The 14400-nt window shown below is 38.5% G+C and carries 15 protein-coding genes; 9 read left to right on the top strand and 6 right to left on the bottom strand.

Annotated features, from left to right (window positions below):
• Window position 1 precedes the first annotated feature (1 nt).
• Genes CH361_RS14065 through CH361_RS14055 form a run of 3 tightly spaced genes read left to right on the top strand, consistent with a single transcriptional unit; the run spans window position 2 to window position 2392 of the window.
• Entirely contained in the window at window positions 2–922 is a 921-nt protein-coding gene (locus CH361_RS14065) for a DUF4384 domain-containing protein (RefSeq protein WP_100791440.1), read from the top strand.
• 39 nt (window positions 923–961) lie between these two features.
• Complete coding sequence (locus CH361_RS14060; RefSeq protein WP_100791439.1) at window positions 962–1165, top strand: hypothetical protein; 204 nt, start codon at window positions 962–964, stop codon at window positions 1163–1165.
• Window positions 1166–1168: 3 nt separating this feature from the next.
• On the top strand, window positions 1169–2392 hold the full coding sequence (locus tag CH361_RS14055; RefSeq protein ID WP_100791438.1) for an LIC_12337 family protein: 1224 nt from the start codon (window positions 1169–1171) through the stop codon (window positions 2390–2392).
• A gap of 29 nt (window positions 2393–2421) precedes the next feature.
• Here CH361_RS14055 and CH361_RS14050 read toward each other — a convergent pair whose 3' ends face one another.
• Window positions 2422–3567, bottom strand: a complete 1146-nt coding sequence (locus tag CH361_RS14050; RefSeq protein WP_100791437.1) for a phosphoesterase — start codon at window positions 3565–3567, stop codon at window positions 2422–2424.
• Between the two features lie 119 nt (window positions 3568–3686).
• Between CH361_RS14050 and CH361_RS14045 the strand changes: the two genes are divergently transcribed.
• Window positions 3687–5159, top strand: coding sequence for an ArnT family glycosyltransferase (locus tag CH361_RS14045; protein ID WP_100791436.1), 1473 nt, complete (start codon window positions 3687–3689; stop codon window positions 5157–5159).
• On the opposite strand, the gene CH361_RS14040 is transcribed toward CH361_RS14045, so the two are convergent.
• Window positions 5156–5560: a thiol-disulfide oxidoreductase DCC family protein gene (locus tag CH361_RS14040; RefSeq protein ID WP_100791435.1), complete on the bottom strand. Its 405-nt coding sequence runs from the start codon at window positions 5558–5560 to the stop codon at window positions 5156–5158. The two genes, CH361_RS14045 and CH361_RS14040, sit on opposite strands and share 4 nt — an antisense overlap.
• Window positions 5561–5627: 67 nt before the next feature.
• On the opposite strand from CH361_RS14040, the gene CH361_RS14035 reads away from it, so the two are divergent.
• A complete protein-coding gene (locus CH361_RS14035) occupies window positions 5628–7574 on the top strand; it encodes a M3 family metallopeptidase (RefSeq protein ID WP_100791434.1) in 1947 nt (648 codons plus the stop codon).
• On the opposite strand, the gene CH361_RS14030 is transcribed toward CH361_RS14035, so the two are convergent.
• Complete coding sequence (locus tag CH361_RS14030; protein ID WP_425268687.1) at window positions 7554–8120, bottom strand: SCO family protein; 567 nt, start codon at window positions 8118–8120, stop codon at window positions 7554–7556. The two genes, CH361_RS14035 and CH361_RS14030, sit on opposite strands and share 21 nt — an antisense overlap.
• Window positions 8117–8554 carry a copper chaperone PCu(A)C gene (locus tag CH361_RS14025; RefSeq protein ID WP_244279891.1) on the bottom strand — a complete coding sequence of 146 codons (438 nt, stop codon included), beginning with the start codon at window positions 8552–8554 and terminating at the stop codon, window positions 8117–8119. The genes CH361_RS14030 and CH361_RS14025 overlap by 4 nt, the downstream gene beginning before the upstream one ends.
• Before the next feature lie 10 nt (window positions 8555–8564).
• On the opposite strand from CH361_RS14025, the gene CH361_RS14020 reads away from it, so the two are divergent.
• On the top strand, window positions 8565–9584 hold the full coding sequence (locus CH361_RS14020) for an alpha/beta hydrolase (protein WP_100791432.1): 1020 nt from the start codon (window positions 8565–8567) through the stop codon (window positions 9582–9584).
• Here CH361_RS14020 and CH361_RS14015 read toward each other — a convergent pair.
• A complete protein-coding gene (locus CH361_RS14015) occupies window positions 9564–11465 on the bottom strand; it encodes a hybrid sensor histidine kinase/response regulator (protein ID WP_100791536.1) in 1902 nt (633 codons plus the stop codon). The genes CH361_RS14020 and CH361_RS14015 overlap by 21 nt on opposite strands.
• 23 nt (window positions 11466–11488) lie before the next feature.
• Between CH361_RS14015 and CH361_RS14010 the strand changes: the two genes are divergently transcribed.
• From CH361_RS14010 to rktP, 3 genes are all read left to right on the top strand, one after another.
• Window positions 11489–11758 carry a Sec-independent protein translocase subunit TatA/TatB gene (locus tag CH361_RS14010; RefSeq protein ID WP_100791431.1) on the top strand — a complete coding sequence of 90 codons (270 nt, stop codon included), beginning with the start codon at window positions 11489–11491 and terminating at the stop codon, window positions 11756–11758.
• Between the two features lie 75 nt (window positions 11759–11833).
• A complete protein-coding gene (gene tatC / locus CH361_RS14005; protein ID WP_100791535.1) occupies window positions 11834–12550 on the top strand; it encodes a twin-arginine translocase subunit TatC in 717 nt (238 codons plus the stop codon).
• Entirely contained in the window at window positions 12547–13641 is a 1095-nt protein-coding gene (gene rktP / locus CH361_RS14000; protein ID WP_100791430.1) for an Arg-Lys translocation region protein phosphatase RktP, read from the top strand. The genes tatC and rktP overlap by 4 nt, the downstream gene beginning before the upstream one ends.
• Here rktP and bla read toward each other — a convergent pair.
• Complete coding sequence (bla, locus tag CH361_RS13995) at window positions 13618–14397, bottom strand: subclass B1 metallo-beta-lactamase (protein ID WP_100791429.1); 780 nt, start codon at window positions 14395–14397, stop codon at window positions 13618–13620. The two genes, rktP and bla, sit on opposite strands and share 24 nt — an antisense overlap.
• Window positions 14398–14400 lie beyond the last annotated feature (3 nt).

Raw genomic sequence — 14400 nt, 5'->3', positions numbered from 1 at the left:
CATGAAACAATTTCTATTTCTATCGGCGATCATCTCCCTATCTCTCTTTTCTTCTGATAAGATCGGAAAGGTTCCCGTTTATAAAATTGCCGTGGAAGCGGTTTCTACAAACGAAGAAAGCATAGCTCTCCGTGATTTCATCAAGGAAGAAATTCAATCCACTGCGAGAGGAATGGTCACTCTTGCCTTAAAAGGATCTGAAGAAAACACTTGGGAATTTGACAAAGACGGAAACCCTTCCCCAAAAACAATAGAGAGTTTAGGAAATCTGAACAATACAGACAAACTTTTACTTGTTTCGACCGAAGATGGACAAGCCATCATTTCCTTTGTAGATGTCCTCCATAAGAAATTGGAATATAGAAATTCCCTTCCTGATAGCCTTTCCAAAACTTTAGTTTCTGACTTCTTAGGATTTCTAGACAAAAAAAATATCTACTTAGCGCTTTCGGAAACAGGAACAGGATCAAATTCTCCTCTCAAAATCAATTCTCTGAAACCGACTTATATAGCGGGAGAACCAATTCGTTTTGAAATCGAGTCAGCAGAAGACAATTATGTTTATGTAGTAATTGTCCCAGAAAATCAAAAAGGAGAACCAGTTCTCCTTTTCCCAAATCAAATCCAAAACGACAACTTCGTTCGGAAGGGAGACAAAGTGATCATTCCTGATAAAAGAATTTCTTTCAAAGCATCCTCCACTCCCTCCAAAGATAGGATCCGAGCTTTTGCTTCTCGCGAAGAATGGAAAGAATTCCAACTCCGAGGAAAGAAAGAAGATTCATTTTATAGACTCCTTCCTCCTGCGGTCACGGGAACCAAAGCAACACACCGTTCTATGATGGCTGCCGTGACAACCATCACCACTCCGATTGAACAAACTCCCGTCATGGAATGGGAATACCAAATCCTCTCTCAATAAATTCTTGCAAATTTGCCTCATACCTTGTGTCATCAAGGTATGAGAACTCTAATCCTTAAATCCATTGCCATTTTAGGACTCAGTGCCTTACTTTCTTGTTCCTTATTCGAAAAGGAAGACAACAAAAAAGAAGATCTACTAGGAGCCCTCCTTCTTTCCGTTTGGGCTTATAACCAGGCCGCTGGATGTTCTGGGCCTAAGTCTGGATTTACCATTTGTATTCCCAAAGGAATCGCGGAGTAACCCATGAAAAAACTTTTATACTGTTTTCTCTTTTTGGGAGTGAGTTTACAGATTACTGACTTCAACAAACTCACTCGTTTGAGTCGAGAGAAACAACTCTCCAACCTTTTTAGCAAAGCAATCCACTTGGGGATCGGATCTGAAAAACTTTGGTCAGCCACTAGTGCCGACAACTGGGGTTTTGTGCGCCAGTCTGCCACTTGGGCTCGGGGGAATTCAGGAATTATTGATTCACTGATCTTATCTCTCAAAAACGCAGGATACTTTAACAATCCAGGGACAACTCGAAATGATGTATTTACCAATGTGAATTTGAGTGGATTTGGTTCTGCCACACTCACAATAAAAATCAATATACCAACTGCCAATATTGCCTCCACTGCTTACACAGGAAACAAAACCTTTAATCATTTTTTTGAAATCAAAAAAACGGGAGCAAGTGTACCCTCCTTACAGTTGTTTTTCGATGATCCAGAAACAACTCTGGGGAACGATGGTGCACTTGTTTATTATCGTTTAGTAGATTTTGGAAATCCACAATTTGCTTCAGTGGGAGATGTCATCACAGAAAGTTATACAGGAAATGATTCTATCTATGGAACAAAATTCCAAACCTATACTTGGAGGAATGGTCCTGAAAACGCGGCATGGATTAGTAAACATGGTCGTGTGGTTCTTACTGAAGTTGATGCAGGAAGACAACTTTGTTTCCGTTCTGTAGTTCGTTTGACTTTTACCAAACTAAAAGAAGTAAATCCTGCAGGAGCCACTGGCTTAGACAATTTAAAAACAGCTTGTAACACGGCTCAAGGAACAGGATCGAGTGATCAAATTTATTATGCACTCGCTTATATGCAAAAGTTCGATTTGCCTTTCCAAACAACAGCAAAAGCAACTTTCACCATGAGTACAGCTAGACCTGAAACCATCTGTAACTTACCTGCCTCCTCATTTCCTGGAGCAAAATTATCCTATGGAATTTTTAATATCAATGGGTATGTCACAGACCAATTAACGGCAGGAGAAATTCCGGCAGATTACCCAAGCCCAACTGTAGGGGGAGCAGATTTTATGTCAGTGGATGAAGCCTTCAATCGAACCTATGTAGCCTTAGGAGCGAGCATCGCAGGACAAACTGGACTGGGAACCGTAAAACAATACGAAGACACATCCAAAGCGTTTTTAGATGCCTTCGATGGTTCTGCTGGCAATCTGACCTTTAAATAAAGATTAGATTACCGAATGGTCAATTAATCTTAGTTTCTATAAATGGCGTTGGAAAGGATGGATCCAGTTAGGGCGATCATTTCCAAACGCACATAAGAATCCTTTTCTTGAAATTTATATTCGGCCCTATTTGTATCAGGGCTCACTTGCAAAACTTCACCCGCCTGGCCGATAAAACGAATTTCCAAATACCTTTCCTGTGAATCCACTTGGATGGTATCATTTTTTGTCACTTGGATTCTTGGAACCATAGGATCTTCTGCTCCTTGAAAGAACTTCTTAACACAATAAAAGGATCCAGAATTTAAAGAAGCAAGAACAGCCGCTTGGTTGAGATTCCCTTCAGCAGTAACAATATAACGTAAAAAACTTTCCCCTTTGCGCCCTCTTTGGTTTCCAAGAGTTTGGATCATGTCTTTCCAAGTTGGTTGGTCAAAAGTTTTGATCGATGTTTCTGGAAAGTAATGTAAGTCGTCACTTGCCATACAATGAACATTGCGACCCACACTCAAAAGAGAATCCAAAATTTTATGATCATCACCAAATGGAGAATACACTTCAATGGCCTGAAACCCAGCGATAGACAAAATTTCTTCTTTAGAAAAAGAATCAAAAAGTTTTGGATGAGAAATCACAACATACCCACCTAACTTTTTCATACGGTCCATGACCCAGTTTAAGTTTTCTCTGGAAGCATAAATGGGGAAATAATCATAAAAAGATTTTTTAAGACCAACAGAAAGAAGGTGGCGTTTTTTTAAATTTTGCCCCCATTCAAATCCACGAATGTAATCTGTATTTTCTGTTTCAGAAATTTGTCCATAATCCGTGATGGCTACATTCGAAAAACCTTCTCGTTTGTATTCCGATTGGATTTCCGAAATACTATGTCTTTCTGGAGTGAACCATACCTCATCAGAATGGGCGTGTAAGGATATCTTTTCTTGTCCATCACCCTTCCAACTCTCATAAGGATTTACAAGTTTAAAACCTGTAAAGGGAGAAGTTGGCAAAATGACAGACTTCCGAAGGAGTAATACAACTGCTAATTGGTAAACGAATAAAATCCCAAGTAGGGCTAACGATATTAGAACGTACCGGTATTTCCATAAGGAAGGACGCAAGGTAGTTTGTTTCTCTATGTCTACAATTGGACCTGGTACATTAAAAAGCATAAGAAAACTTTACAGATCTTATTTTCCAATTTGATTCCAGTTTTGTTACAAAATGGATACAAAACCAAAGTTCTATTTCTTCATTTGACAAATGAGATAGGGTTTTCTGTTTTGAGACTGTGAAATTCCTATCTGTCCACCGCACCTTCCTCATCCTGGCCGGTATCTTACTTATATTTTTATTCTATGGCAACTCATCTCCCCTTGTGGACCAGGACGAGGCTGCTTATGCAGGATTTTCTCGTACGATGATGGAAACGAGAGACTACCTCAGCATGGAATTTCCTTATTCCACACCCCATAGAAAACCACCTTTGCATTTTTGGATCACATCATCTTTTTTTCAAATCTTTGGAGCCTCTGAATGGGTATTACGCCTATTCCCAGCACTTTGCATTTTAGGAACGAGTTTATTAACATACCATCTGACAAATGTTATCTACGGATCTAGGACAGCCCTTTATGCTTTTAGTATTCTGAGTTTTTCATTGTATTTTCCTTTGAATGGGAAAATAGCTTTGGTGGATTCTCTCCTCGTATTTTTTGGAATGTTGGGGTATGTTTCCCTCTACCACTGGATTCAATCCAACAAAACTCGATTTGTTCTTTTATTTTGGTTGAGTGTAAGTTTTGGATTACTTGTCAAAGGGCCTCCGATCCTTATTTTTTTAGGAGGGACTTGTGTTCTTCTACTTTCGATAAGCAGAATAAGATCTCAAATTTGGAAACTAAATCCTTTTTTTTGGTTACCGCTATCCCTACTCCCACTTCTCGTTTGGGGATACCTCTCTTGGCAAAAGGATGAGGGAGAACTCATTCGTTGGATGCTTGATTGGTATGTTTATCGTAGAGCAACTAATCCCGTTTTCGGACAATCGGGACCACCAGGCACCTATCTTTTGTTATTTGTGATTACACTCTTCCCTTGGACGAGAATTTATCTTTCTTTTCTTCATGAAAACGCTTGGAAACTTTTTGCCTTATTGAAAACGAATGGATTCTCTATGATCCAACATTTTCTTCCTTGGAATTGGAAAGAAATGGATTACACTTTTACAGCAAAACGGTTTTTACTCATTGGACTTGGATTTTCTTGGATCTTTTACGAATGTTTGGCGAGTAAACTTCCTTCCTATCCGCTCAGTGCTTACCCAATTCTTTCTATTCTTCTTGCTGACCAACTTGCTAGAAAACACAACCAAATTTATATGTATCGAATTTACCTTACAGTCGCCTTAGTGATGGTAACAATTATTTCTTTGGTTCTTTTACCTAAATTTTCTGAATTACGAATGGATACCAAAAAAGCAGCTGCAGTTGTACAAACTATTGTTCCAGAAGGTGAAACCTTATATTCGCTTGGGGCGCACGGAATCCCTAGTTTTGCTTACTACTATCATAGAAAGATCCAAGAGGTGAGCACAACAGAACTCCCCAAGACCAAAGGTTATTTTTTAGTTTCGGAATCAGATTTTCTAATCTGGAAGGGACTTGGAATGGAATGGGAATCTTTGGGTGAACCTATCTCTATATACGCTTATGATCGTAATAAAAAGTTAAACCTCAGACTTGTAAAAACAAATAGTCCTTAATCCAAAAATCGTTTTTTGATATTTGGTGATGGGATCATACAGGCTTCGGCTTTTCCAAACCACTGATAACGGTGTTTTGCGATAAACCTGTAAATTGGATTTCGAACCCATTTAGGAATGATCCAAAATACAGAAAACAGAAACCAAGGAAATTTCAGTTCCCGAACCAGTTGCACAATGGCATCCGATTCTAAATACAGTTTTCCTTCTTTCCAATAGAGAATGCTATCAGGCAAACTCGGTTGTACATCTTTTGGAATGAGGGATAAAAAAGTTTGGGAACCAATCGCCGAAAAGTATAAATTCTCTTTTTCGTTCTGTTTCAATAGAAATTGAACTGATCCCATACACAAATGACAAACCCCATCAAAGAAAACAATTTTACTTTTTTCCGGTGGCATCCTTTCCCTCTGTTCCCAAACTGACGAAGAACCATTTGAAATCGAGTCTAAATCTATAGAGGTCTTTATGTTTCCTGAATTTCATTCTGAAAATCTTCCTAAAAAAGAATCCACCATTTTAGAAAAAATGGAGTCTAACAAAAGCTTCATTCAAACCCTCTTAAAGATAGAAAACCCGACTTTTCAAAATTTCGTAAAACCTTACGAACGAATCCAAACAGAACTGGGAGACCTCGTTACAGAGATCTCTCACCTCAATTCGGTAAAAAATAACGAAGAAAGCCAAACGATTTACAGTCGCCTCTTACCAATTCTGAGTGAATACTATACAGATCTTGGACAAAACGAAGATATTTTTTCGGCCCTATTAAAAATTCAAACCTCTGAAACGAATTTAAACAAAGAGGCAAACAAAGTTTTAGAAAATGAAATCAGAGACTTTCGGTTGTCTGGAGTTGGTCTCGACATACAAACAAAAGAAAAACTCAAAGAAATTCGCATTCGTTTGTCGGATCTTTCCAATCAATTTTCCCAAAATGTCTTAAACGCAACAAATGCCTTTGCCCTTTACTTATCGGAAGAAGAAGTAAAAGGTCTTCCCGAAAGCGAAAAAATATCGGCAAAACAAGAAGATGGGACTTATAAATTCACGCTACATTTCCCATCTTACATTGCTTATATGACATACGGAGAAAACCGTGAAATTCGTAAAAAACTCTATGATGGCTACTGCACAAGAGCACCAGAAAATGGAAAACTAATGGAGGAAATTTTAAAACTTCGGACGGAAGAAGCAAACCTACTTGGTTTTCCTACTTTTTCCCACCTAAGTTTAGCCACAAAAGTGGCAGACACTCCAGAACAAGTGATCGAATTTTTAGATCACTTAGCAAAAAAAGCAAAACCAATCGCCTTACGAGAATTAGATGAAATTAAAAATTTTGCAAAAAAATTAGGGCAGACAGAACTTGAACCATGGGATCTAACTTACTATTCTGAGAAATTAAAAAAAGAATCATTCTCTTATGACGAAGAGATCTACCGTCCATATTTAGAAAAAGAAACTGTGATTTCAGGAACCTTTCAATTCTTAGAAAAACTACTTGGAATCCAGTTCAAACAAGTAAATACAGCTGTTTGGGAACCTTCGGTTCTTTGTTATGACTTAGTCGTAGAAGGAACTACCAGATCACGTCTGTATTTAGATTTAGAAGTCCGCACAGAAAAAAAAGGTGGGGCCTGGATGCACAATTGGAAACCGCATTTCCAAGATGAGACGGGAAAAACAGAATTGCCCATTGCCTTTGTGGTGGCGAGTTTTCCGAAAGCGACAAGTTCACAACCCTCACTACTTCGTCCAAGTGACGTGGTCACTCTCTTTCATGAATTAGGTCATGCCCTCCACCACTTACTCTCTCGTGTGAATGAGGCTTTTGTGAGTGGGGTGAATGGTGTGGAATGGGATGCCGTTGAATTTCCATCCCAATTTTTGGAAAACTTTGCTTATGAGCCAAAGGTATTAGAACTCTTCGCCAAACATTACCAGACGAAAGAACCAATTCCAAGTTCTTACATTGAAACCATGGTAAAGGCTAAAAATTTTATGTCAGCGATGGGTGTTGTGCGTCAGTTAGAGTTTGCAAAGTTTGATATGTTGATTCATGCCGAAAAACCGAATGAATCCAGAGTACAAGAAATCCTAGACCAAGTCAGAAAAGAAGTTTCAGTATTCTTTCCTCCAACATACAATAAGTTTCAAAACTCATTCACTCATATCTTTGCAGGTGGATATGCTGCCGGATATTATTCGTATAAATGGGCTGAGTTACTTTCTGCAAATGCCTACTATTCTTTTGTAGATCGAGGTGTTTTTGATCTAGAGCATGCAGCTCATTTCAGAAAAACCGTATTAGAAAAAGGTGGATCGGCAAATGCAATGGATCTTTTCCGAGATTTTTATGGAAAAGATCCTGAAATCGATGCTTTGTTAAGATTAAATGGTATTGCCGCTTAACAGCTGTATTGATTTAGTAATGACTTCCTTGGAATCGGTAGACTTAATGAGTTTTCGAGTTTTTCGATTCCGATCTAATACATAAATATAAGTAGAATGGTCAATGCTTTGACCATCTTCTGTTTTTTGTACATAAGCAGCATACTGTTTTATGATTTTGTTAGTTGTATCGGGACTAAAAGAAAGACCAATGGATTCCGGTAAATAAAACCTTACATATTTTGTTGTTGTCTCTGGAGAATCACGAACTGGATCCACAGAAACAAAAACCACTTTGAATTTTGTTTTTTCTTCTTCTGTTAAACCTTCGGTAGCAGCCTTAATTTTTGCGAGTGTATTTGGACAGAAATCTGGACAATACGTATAACCAAAAAACACGAGTAAAACTGGCTCTGGAATCGATTGAAAAGATACGGAATTACCAGCTCTATCAACTGCCTCGATATTTCCACCAATCGGCAGTTCGGTGAATTCAAAACCAGGACCACAATCAACTAAAAAGAGACTTACAAGCAAACTAAAGATTAAAAATAATCTTTGAATCATAACGACTTTTCCTCCACAACCACAGTTCGTTTTTCACCATTTGAAAAATGGATCTCTAATTTTAAGTTTTCCGAACTGTTTACTTTATCGTATAACATCAAATGTTTTCCCGACCTTTCTAGTAAAATAGTTTCACCAGCTTTCATGGCAATCGGATATTCTAGCTTATGCATACGGGCAATTTGTGATGTTTCGTCTACGGAAGTTTCATGAAACTCCACCGATTGATAGCCATTACTAAAAATAGAAAGAATCGTCAAATCGGTTCCATAAGAGTTTGTTATTTGACCATAGACAGCAGCGGTTTTTGCTACTTCTGGAGGTCGTGTCATCCAAAGTTGGATGGGATCTGAAGGTTTGTGACAGAAAACAAACAAATTGACTTGAATTAGTAACAGAATTCCTGAATTTGTTATATTTATCTTTCGTAACAAGAGAACCTCGATGAGAATACTAATCAAATGGGTGATTGCCATCACTCTCATTTTTTCTTCATTCCTAGTATCCACTTACAACTGGTCTATCGGTGAATACAATTATGATTCCTCTCGCAAATTCGAAAATTTTGATGCTTTTTATCAAAGTGAACTCGGACTAAGTCTCAAAGAAAATGTTCGACCAAACAATGAAGAGTTACTTGTTCGAGTCTCCGAAGAAAAAACTCCCATAACCATCGTCTACATACATGGATTTGGTGCCAGTCGTGGAGAAGGAGAAGAAGTCACAAACAAACTCACAGAATACTTTGGCGCCAATACTTATTATCTAAGGTTACCTGGACATGGAACAAATCCAGAAGACCATCTCCGCACTCCCTTCCAGAGTTACCTTCAAGATGCAGAAGATAGTTTGATTTATGCAAAAGAACTCGGACACAAAACTGTGCTCGTGGGTACGAGTATGGGTGGAAACATTGCATCCTATTTGGCGGCAAAACATCCAGAACTTGTAGACTCACTCATCCTTGCTTCGCCATTTTATGATTTTGATGATCCCAGCGCTCATATCTTTCGTTTCCATTGGGGAGAATCCTTTATCAATGCCATCAAAGGTAAAATGCGTATTTCCAAAACCGACCCAAAGGATGAGTCAGCTAAATATTGGTATTTAGATCAGTATTTCGGTGCTATCAAAAACATCTTGGAACTCAAAAGATTTGTGGATCAAAACAATCCTTATCCTAAAATTTCAACTCCCACCTTACTAATGTATTACTACAAATCAGAGAGAGAACATGATTTTGTAGCTTCTGTTCCTGCGATGTTAAAAGTTTATGATTTGATCGAGTCAGGTCCGAACCATAGTCCCCTAAACAAACTTTTAAAAATCGAAAATGGTTCCCATGTATTACTTTCGAAGTATGTAAAAACGGATAAAGAACTCATTGAAAAGGAAGTCATCCAGTTTATCAAAGATAGCACCGGAGCAGAAGAAGCTCCTAAATCAAAGAAACCCAAACGATAACAAAATCGTTTCATAAAGTTCATCGATGGATATTGGTTTGGAACGAACCAATATCCCTTCCTGACCCAGTTCTTCCGAATCTAAACCCTCCCTATTTCCAGTATATAACACGGCAGAAAGATCAGGATTTACTTTTTTAATCTTCCGAATGAGTTGAAGACCATTCATCTCTCGCATCCGATAATCGGATAAAATAAAATCGGGAACCTCATCCCTTAATGTTGCCAAGGCAGTGGAGGCACTTCGAAAGACCTTAGGAACGATATTTTTTTGTGATAATACAAAACAAATGGCTTCGCTTGCGGCAGCGTCATCTTCCACAATCCAAATCTCTTTTTTTGAAATTTCAAACCAAACATCCTTAGGATCACTTCCTGATGTTGATTTGGGAATACCAGATAGAACCTGTCCTTCTTCCAAAGGAAGGAAAATATGAATGAGAACTGTCATTGGTTCTGGTTTTTCGATACAAAATTCACCACCCCAGTTTTTCACATAACGATTGATTAGGTGCATACCAGTCCATTGGAATTCTTCATCACCAAAGTTCACAAAATCGAGAATACTCAGTCCAGAAAGACTTGGTAAAGATAGTCCTGTAAACTCCATCGAAACTAAAAGTTTAAATTCGTCTTCGTGGGAGGTTTGGATTTTGACCTGTCCTCGTTTACGATCATCCCAAACAAGAAGTCCACCTGATGTTAATTCACATAGAATTTTAGAAAATCGAACTGCATCTATTTTAGTATATAAAGCTGATTTATGAAAATCAAACTGTGCTTCCACATTTTTTGGCAAACCTGCGTTGATCAGAGGAATGGTAGACTCAATCACAGATGAAATCTCCACTTTGGTTGCAGAGTTTTCATCTTTTACCTTTGAATATTTGATGATTCTATGGATCATAGAACGAGCATTATCTGCACCCATTCTAATTTTACCTAAATACTCTAATATTTTTTTTTGATCAAATATTCCTGATTGGATTTGTTCCTCACCTAACTGAGAAAATACATGAATGGGCTGAAGATAGTTATTTAAGTCGTGTGCAATGTTTGTAGCCAAACTACCAATGGTTTCCATTTTTTGCGAATGTAACTGATAAGATTCTAATTGTTTTTTTTCTGTAACATCATCCAAAAAAACATAATAAAAATCTGGTTTGCCTTGGGAGTTTCGAAAGGCACTGATCCTTCGATATACATTGATCCGCCTACCATCTTTCCGAGTCAGTCTTGATTCCTCTACCCCTTCTTTGAAGAAACTAAAGTATTCCATCTCTTCTTCGGAAATCGATTCGCCCTTAATTCGTTTGATATTGAGGTCTGTTAAATTTTGAAAACTATATCCCGTGATTTCTGTAAACCTTGGATTAACACGGAAGTATCCACCTTCCCAGTCTTGTAAGGCCATCCCTACCGATGCATTTTCAAACAGACCAAGGAAAAACTGAATTTGTTCAACTATATTGACTTCGTTTGTTTTTTCATTCGTTACATCACGAACAAAAACAATTTGTAAGTTGGGATCCATATTAGGGATGTTTACTTTTTTCTTCTCGAATTGAAACCAACGAACGAGAACCTCATTCGGCATACGAAACCGGTAATCACCAGAAATGGTGTCCCGATCAGAATGTTTATTCTGTGATAAAAAATGGTCACGAAAGTTTGTCTTGTCCTCTTCTGCGACCCACAACAAAAGCTCTGACTCCAAACAGTCCTCACCGGCCCTATGACAACCCAAATTGTTTTTAAAAAAATCGTTCGAAAATAAAATCTGACCGGTTTTGGGATCTGTTAAATACACTCCACCGGAAAATAGATTGGGCAAGACCTTAAAGAATTCTATCATTCCGCTTGCTTCTAGATTCGTTTGCATAACTCTTGCCTTAAGAGGGAAATATGCCATCCAATCCGTTTTCTTTTCAAGCACCTATTGCTTTTTTTAATTTAGGACCATGGGAGATTGCACTCATTGTCTTCTTAGCGTTACTTTTTTTTGGCGGAAAACGCCTTCCAAGCCTTGCCAAAGATTTAGGCTCAGGAATCAAAGAATTTCGTAAGTCCTTAACGGGCCAGGAAGACGAACCATCCCAACCTAGTTTTCCACAAGAAGAACCAAAGTCTGCTTCCACAAGCGCTTCCAAATCTGGAAAAAAGAAAAAAGCATAAAAGACCGAAACCTTGGCAGGGAAAAAAAGAACCGCACTTCCGCTACCGGAGGATTCTGAAACCAGGGAAAAATACATGTCCCTGGGGGATCATTTAGAAGAACTCCGCCAAAGACTCATTTATTCCATCTTAGTTGTGGCCGTCTTTATGACTGGTACTTTGTATTATGGGAGCGAAATTCATACTTTTCTCATAGAGCCCTATAAATCTGTTCTCGGTCCGGACGCCCACTTTTTTCAGATCCAATTGATGGCGCCGTTTCTCATTTATCTGAAAACCTCTCTCATCCTATCAGTCCTTGTTTCTTTACCCTTTTTATTGTTTATCCTTTGGGGATTCATTGCTCCGGCTGTGGACCCGAGGACGGAAAAATGGGGAAAATTCATCATTCTATTTTCCACCTTACTTTTTTGGTCAGGCCTTGCTCTTTGTTGGTTTACTGTCTTTGAAAACTTCCTTCGGATTTTCCTTGTGGTACTCAGACCAGATGGGGTAGATCCCTATTTACCGATTGACGAATATTACGATTTGTTTTTTAATTTGCACCTAGTGTTTGGTGCTTCTTTTCAACTTCCAGTTGTTCTCATTTTACTAGGTAGGATTGGAATCCTATCTTCTCGTTTTCTCATTTCCAGATGGAGAGAAGCAGTTCTCATCATCGCTGTTGTATCTGCTGTCCTTTCACCTGGCCCTGATGTTTTTTCTATGCTTATGTTACTTGTTCCTCTTAGTTTTCTATTCTTTCTTTCTGCAATTATAATGAAAGTATTGGAAACAACAGACAGAAAATGAGTTACCGAGTCAAACTTCCGATCCTTTTCGGAATCATTAGTTTTTTATTTTTTTTAATCCATTTTCTATTTGCTGAATTTACATTCACCCACTGGCAAAATCCAAAAGGAGAAAACACACTCAACTTTAACTTAGTTGGTGTGTATTCATCTTTTGTTTTCTCTTTATTAACTGGATTTATCATCTATTACTTTCTCGGATTTTTATACCAATTCATACTTCATGTCATTGCTCATATCCAGGACAATGAACTTCCTAAAGACATTCGAAATCTAAACCAAGATTCAGAAGAATATAAAATTTATAAATCGGTCCGTTTTGCTCTTCTTCAAGGAGATGAAAGTCTTGGAGAAGAGCAGTTCGAAAATAAATTTGATTGGAAAACCAACCAAGCCGTTTCGGTGAACAAACAAATTCCAGACATTCAAATCCCAAAAATTCCAGGATTTGATGTTTCCGTGTTCCCATCAGTCATGCGTTATGCGGGTGCTGATTACATTCGGATTGTTCGGGCGAAAGATGGGATTTTTGGAATCCTTGCCGGGCATATGGAACCAGGAATTTTAGAATCCTCAGAAAAAGTATTCATTCATGGGATCGTATCTTCCTTTGGAGATGGGCTTTTTTCCACAGAAGAACTACTAGAAAAATTAAAATTTGCTCTCCACCAATTTACATTTTTAAGACTAAAAATTTCTGCCTTTGTGATCCAAAACAAAGAAGATAAAATGTCATTTCTACACTATATGGATATGCCCATCTTTCAATTTTCTGATCATGGAATCCAAGTGATTGAAGGGAGTGGTGACGATCATTGGTATCCCAATCACAAACATCCACTTTCCATGGCGGATGGAATTGAAATCGGAGATTATTTGGTTTGGGCCAGTGACAGAACCCTCACCCAGTTTGGACTCACTTCTTTTGAAATTATGGAAGAGTTTGTAGATTATCTTTTGGATCTAAGGCCAAGTTCGTCTAGACAGATGTTACTTGCCATTGCCAAAAAGATGAGTGCCCTTGGTGCTGAGAGAAATCTCACAAATCCTATGGAAAAACTTTCGATCTTAGTGGTTCGCAGGAACAAGTAAACGAATCGTATGGCGGAGTAAGTCCAGTTTGCCCCAATCTCCGTGCCCTGGGACCACGACTTCCGCATCTGGATAACGGGCGAGAACCTTCTTCACAGAATTTTCCCACTCGCCTAAATTGGCATCCTTTGTATTACCCATATCTTTTGCATCGAGAGGTCTTACAAGGCAACCCCCAAAAAGAATATGAGTGTCCGGTAACCAAACAACGATATTGTCGGAAGTATGGCCCTCACCTGGAAAATAAACCTCAACGGTTTGGTCTCCCGCGGGAATTCTGGGTTGGATGTCCAAAACGGCACGTAATCCAGTCATGGATTTTGCACTTAAAAGTTTTCCAGTGCGACTTGATGTGTATACAGGAATTCCTTTTTTCAAAAACAAAGGAACTCCCCCGGATCTGTCTTCGTGAGAATGAGAGATGACAACAAATAGGATTTCTTTTTTGAACTTTTCTTGGATCAGTTTTTCGAGTTCTATCGTTTGTTCCAATCCCCAGGCCGTATCGATGAGAACGATTCCCCGCGAAGTGACAACAACGAGCCCATTGGATGGCATAATGTTTCCATTCACAATGCCAAAACTTTTATGTTTCCAGACAGATTCTTTGATTCTCTCGAGCTCAAGCGAAGGAAGGGAAACCTCTTCCTGTAGAGAAGACTTTTGGTTTGTTTCCTTACTGATACAAGATCCCAAAGAAAAAAGATTCAAATAACAAAGTCCAAAAAGAAAAAGACTTCGATACACCTGAATCATATC

It is taken from the genome of Leptospira brenneri, assembly GCF_002812125.1.
In the GTDB taxonomy this organism is placed as follows: Bacteria; Spirochaetota; Leptospiria; order Leptospirales; family Leptospiraceae; genus Leptospira_A; species Leptospira_A brenneri.
Note: the sequence above shows the minus strand (reverse complement) of the source record. Positions and strands in the feature narration are given on the sequence as shown.

Excerpts from the sequence above, each read along its gene's own strand:
- bla (WP_100791429.1), bottom strand. The coding sequence starts at position 14,397 with ATGATTCAGGTGTATCGAAGTCTTTTTCTTTTTGGACTTTGTTATTTG.
- CH361_RS14010 (WP_100791431.1), top strand. The coding sequence starts at position 11,489 with ATGCCATCCAATCCGTTTTCTTTTCAAGCACCTATTGCTTTTTTTAAT.
- CH361_RS14065 (WP_100791440.1), top strand. The coding sequence starts at position 2 with ATGAAACAATTTCTATTTCTATCGGCGATCATCTCCCTATCTCTCTTT.
- CH361_RS14015 (WP_100791536.1), bottom strand. The coding sequence starts at position 11,465 with ATGCAAACGAATCTAGAAGCAAGCGGAATGATAGAATTCTTTAAGGTC.
- CH361_RS14030 (WP_425268687.1), bottom strand. The coding sequence starts at position 8,120 with ATGATTCAAAGATTATTTTTAATCTTTAGTTTGCTTGTAAGTCTCTTT.
- CH361_RS14060 (WP_100791439.1), top strand. The coding sequence starts at position 962 with ATGAGAACTCTAATCCTTAAATCCATTGCCATTTTAGGACTCAGTGCC.
- CH361_RS14020 (WP_100791432.1), top strand. The coding sequence starts at position 8,565 with ATGAGAATACTAATCAAATGGGTGATTGCCATCACTCTCATTTTTTCT.
- CH361_RS14050 (WP_100791437.1), bottom strand. The coding sequence starts at position 3,567 with ATGCTTTTTAATGTACCAGGTCCAATTGTAGACATAGAGAAACAAACT.
- rktP (WP_100791430.1), top strand. The coding sequence starts at position 12,547 with ATGAGTTACCGAGTCAAACTTCCGATCCTTTTCGGAATCATTAGTTTT.
- tatC (WP_100791535.1), top strand. The coding sequence starts at position 11,834 with ATGTCCCTGGGGGATCATTTAGAAGAACTCCGCCAAAGACTCATTTAT.
- CH361_RS14035 (WP_100791434.1), top strand. The coding sequence starts at position 5,628 with ATGTTTCCTGAATTTCATTCTGAAAATCTTCCTAAAAAAGAATCCACC.
- CH361_RS14055 (WP_100791438.1), top strand. The coding sequence starts at position 1,169 with ATGAAAAAACTTTTATACTGTTTTCTCTTTTTGGGAGTGAGTTTACAG.
- CH361_RS14040 (WP_100791435.1), bottom strand. The coding sequence starts at position 5,560 with ATGCCACCGGAAAAAAGTAAAATTGTTTTCTTTGATGGGGTTTGTCAT.